Origin of the sequence: Nocardia sp. NPDC057455 (assembly GCF_042802775.1) — a bacterium.
Lineage (GTDB): Bacteria > Actinomycetota > Actinomycetes > Mycobacteriales > Mycobacteriaceae > Nocardia.
In genome coordinates this window covers 1-3,567 of sequence record NZ_JBHVDM010000181.1, presented here as the reverse complement: position 1 = coordinate 3,567, position 3,567 = coordinate 1, and the positions used below count along the sequence as shown (strand labels likewise).

5 protein-coding genes are annotated in these 3,567 nt (G+C 67.7%); 3 read left to right on the top strand and 2 right to left on the bottom strand.

What is annotated here, in order from left to right:
* On the top strand, positions 1-230 hold a 230-nt coding region (locus ACFU5M_RS34185; protein WP_379055714.1), incomplete at its 5' end, for a hypothetical protein.
* A gap of 95 nt (positions 231-325) precedes the next feature.
* Here ACFU5M_RS34185 and ACFU5M_RS34180 read toward each other — a convergent pair.
* Both ACFU5M_RS34180 and ACFU5M_RS34175 read right to left on the bottom strand, forming a co-directional pair.
* Positions 326-577: a WGxxGxxG family protein gene (locus ACFU5M_RS34180; protein WP_379055712.1), complete on the bottom strand. Its 252-nt coding sequence runs from the start codon at positions 575-577 to the stop codon at positions 326-328.
* A gap of 425 nt (positions 578-1,002) precedes the next feature.
* Entirely contained in the window at positions 1,003-1,407 is a 405-nt protein-coding gene (locus ACFU5M_RS34175) for a hypothetical protein (RefSeq protein WP_379055710.1), read from the bottom strand.
* Between the two features lie 473 nt (positions 1,408-1,880).
* Between ACFU5M_RS34175 and ACFU5M_RS34170 the strand changes: the two genes are divergently transcribed.
* Both ACFU5M_RS34170 and ACFU5M_RS34165 read left to right on the top strand, forming a co-directional pair.
* A complete protein-coding gene (locus ACFU5M_RS34170) occupies positions 1,881-3,041 on the top strand; it encodes a lipase family protein (protein ID WP_379055708.1) in 1,161 nt (386 codons plus the stop codon).
* A 143-nt stretch (positions 3,042-3,184) separates the two neighbouring features.
* Entirely contained in the window at positions 3,185-3,511 is a 327-nt protein-coding gene (locus ACFU5M_RS34165) for a plasmid stabilization protein (RefSeq protein ID WP_379055706.1), read from the top strand.
* Positions 3,512-3,567: the final 56 nt, after the last annotated feature.

Here is a 3,567-nt window from a genome sequence, read left to right as displayed (position 1 = left end):
GGGGTCGCGCCTGGACCGAAGTTGGGAACATTCACACCGAATTGCATGCCTGGGAGGTTATCCAGGCCGATGGCCGATTCCGAACAGGACCCTCGTCGCCGACGCTCAGCCTCGGTGAGCCGCCCTGGATTTCGATCAGCGACGCCGGGCAAACCGCCGCGCGTCCCACCAGGTCGGCGCTGCGCATTTCGGACACGGTCCGTTCGGCATCGCTCACCATCGTGCGCTAACGGAACTTGTTGTGCTCGTGGTCCCGCGAGCCCGGTAGCGGGTATCCCGACCGAGGGCCCCTGTCACCTGACCGGGGCCCTCGGCCGATGATGCGTCAGGGCTGGCGCGGGCGGTTTCCGGTGGTGGTGCTGGTGCGGTTGTCTTTGCGGCGAGCGAGTCCTGCCAGGCCTGCGAGGCCGAGAAGACCGAGCAGACCCCACAGGCCGGTCTTGTCACTGTGGTCGTCGTCGACGTGGGTGTCTTGGGCCATCTGTGTGGTCGCAGCAACAGGGGTCGCTTCGGCTAGTCCGACTCCGCCGAATGTGAGGGCCAAGGCTGTCAATGGGATCGCGATGGTCTTGCGCATAGTGCATCACTCCCTTTCGCTCGATGACCCTCGGGCGGTACCCCGTGGGAAAGATCGGAAACACGACATGATCGAGATTTCGGGATTTCGGGCTTTCACCTGCGCCGAGACCGGTCTTCTCGAGGTGATCGAGGCGCTCGTCGCGTTGGCAGGCGAGTCCACCCGCCCCGGCGTCACCGTGCGATCAGCACGATCTTCGACGGACCGCGACCACGCGAAACACCGACCTGCCACAACGAGCACAGACGCTACGGGGCATTTCGCGCGCGGATGTCGTTCGAAATCCACCGCACCGGGCCGCGTTCGAGGCCCGCGGCCACGCGACCTCGCCCCACCGGCGACCGCCGGTTTCCGCGCGCGTCCGTACCGACAGCAACCAGGGACGCAGGTGGCGGCATAGACGGGGAGCGAGCCCGCCGGTCAGATCACCCTTCGTCCCGGGTCCGCACGCTGTCCGGAGCACGACGGGCATGCTCGGCCACCCAGACGCCGACGCCGATCGCCCCGGCGACCGGCCACGACACCAGCCCGGTGACCGCCGCTGCCCCGAGGCCGCCGAAATAGAGCAGCGACTCCCGGTCCGGTACCCGATTGCGCACCGCCGTGGTCGCCGACGAAACTCCGGTCGCCACGGTGCGCGTCCCGGGCGGAAGCGGAACGCGCGCCATCCGCATGCCGACCGTGGGAACCGGTACGCGCAACCTGGCACGCGCGGTGGTCGCGGGGTGCGACCCGGCCTTCGGTTCGGCCTCGGCGCCGGGCACCGGCGGTGCCGTCTCCCGTGCTTGGGAACCGGATGCGCGGACCTTCTCGGTTGCTGTCTTGGACATGACCGCTCCTTCCTTCGTCCTGCACCTCGTCACTGTGTATGTGATCCAGCCAAGCCGTGCCGGCCCCGCGTCGCAACCCCCCGACCGACCGGATGCCGTCCGACCGCGCGGAGACAGCCGGGCGGGTGTCGTCGGATCATCCGTGACGGGGCTCAAACCCGCGTCGTCCGCGGCGCACCGTCCGCCGAAGTGTCGAGCCAAAAAATGGCTGATTGATTGCTGCACATCAGGATACTCCGCCGGAACCTGGCAAGATTCGCGATTCCACTCGTCGCCAGAAGGTTTTTCAGCAGATTTCACACCGGCCTCAGAATGTCGCTGATAGTTTGCCAAACGAGGCACTCGGATGCAGGCCACTGGTCGACGAATGTGACGAACTACCTCTGGAGGTCAAGGTCGTGACTCGTCCGTTTCTTCGTTTCCCCCGCAGTAAACGCACAGGTCCAGCACGCGCGCTCGGCGCGCTCGGCGGAATGGCACTCTCGCTCCTGCTGGCGACGACGGCCGCCGCGGAACCGGTATATCCGGCGCCCGATCCGGACCCGTTCTACGCCGCCCCGGGTAATCTCGCGGCCCATCAACCCGGTGACGTGCTCGAGACTCGGATCCTGCCGCCGCTGGCCGGGTTCCCCGGCGCCACCGTCCGGCTGATCGAGTTCCGCTCCACCAATTCGCGGGGCGCCCCGATCGCGGCGACCACCACGGTTCTCACCCCCGCCTTTCAGCAGCCCGGCATGCCCCTGTTGTCGTATCAGCACTTCATCAATTCCCTCGGCACCGGCTGCGCGGTCTCGCACCTGCTCTACAGCAACGACGTGAACTTGTCGGCGACGACGCCGATGCTGAACGTCTTGCTGACGCGCGGGTGGAGTATCGCGTTGCCGGACCATCTGGGACCGCAATTCGCCCTCGGAGCCGGACGTTTGGGTGGTCAGATCACGCTGGACGGCCTCCGGGCGGCCAAACAGCTCCCCGAGCTGGCTCTGCAGACCAGCCCGACGCTGCTCACCGGCTACTCCGGCGGTGGGCTCGCCACGGCGTGGGCGGCCGCGCTGCAACCGTCCTACGCACCGGAGCTGCAGCTCGCGGGCGCGGCGATCGGCGGCGCCCCGATGAACCTGGTGGCGATGGCGGAGGGCCTGGGTTTGGAGCCGCACCCGGCGTTCGGTCTGGCGATGGCGGCGGCGATCGGCCTGGAGCGGGAGTACCCCGAGCAGGTACAGATCAGCTCGAATCTCAACGCACGCGGCCGCGCGCTCCGCGACGCCATGGCCAACAGCTGCACCAACGAGATCCTCGCCATCGGCGCCGGCGGCAGTGCGCGCGAGATGACCGACCAGGCCTCGGTCTTCAATATGCCCGAGGCCTGGTCGGTGGTGGAGGACAACAGCGTGGAGCTCTACGGCGGCGCCCCGAGAATCCCGATTTTCGAGTGGCATTCGCCGACCGACCCGCTGATTCCGCTCCAGTCCATCGACAACACCGCCCGCCGCTGGTGCGCGGCCGGGGTGCGGTGGCAGATGGTGCACGTGCCCGCCATCGACCATCTGTCCGCGGCTGCGGTCGGCGCTCCTGCGGTGCTGGCGTGGCTCGAAGGGCGGGTTCGCGGCGAGCCCGCGCCGTCCAACTGCTGACGGATCGCGCACCTCGGTGGCTGTCGGTCGCCACGAACACGGCAGATGGGCCGAGCGCTCGGGGCCGATACAGCAGGCGACCGGCAGCAACCGGATTGCGTGCGGATATGCGGGGTAAGACCGCGATTACAGGAGGTGATCACATGCCGAAGGCTTGGACCGGCAAGCAGGAACGCCAATACGAGCACATCAAGGACTCGGCGAAAACCCGCGGCGCGAGCACCGATCGCGCGAAGGAGATCGCTGCTCGCACGGTCAACAAGAATCGCGCCCAGTCCGGGCAGTCCAAGACTGCGAGCAAGACATCGACCGACGACAAGTCGCCGCAGCAGCGCGGCGGAAAGCGTTCGCACAGCGGCGCACAAGGGCCGACGCGCGACCAGCTGTACAACGAGGCCAAGAAACGCAAAGTCGAAGGCCGATCGAAGATGACGAAGAAGGAGCTGGCGCACGCGCTCGGACGGGATTGAGCCCGGCGCGCCGATCGAAGGCGAACAAGCGGAAGGCGGGGAGGGCGGCACCGGCG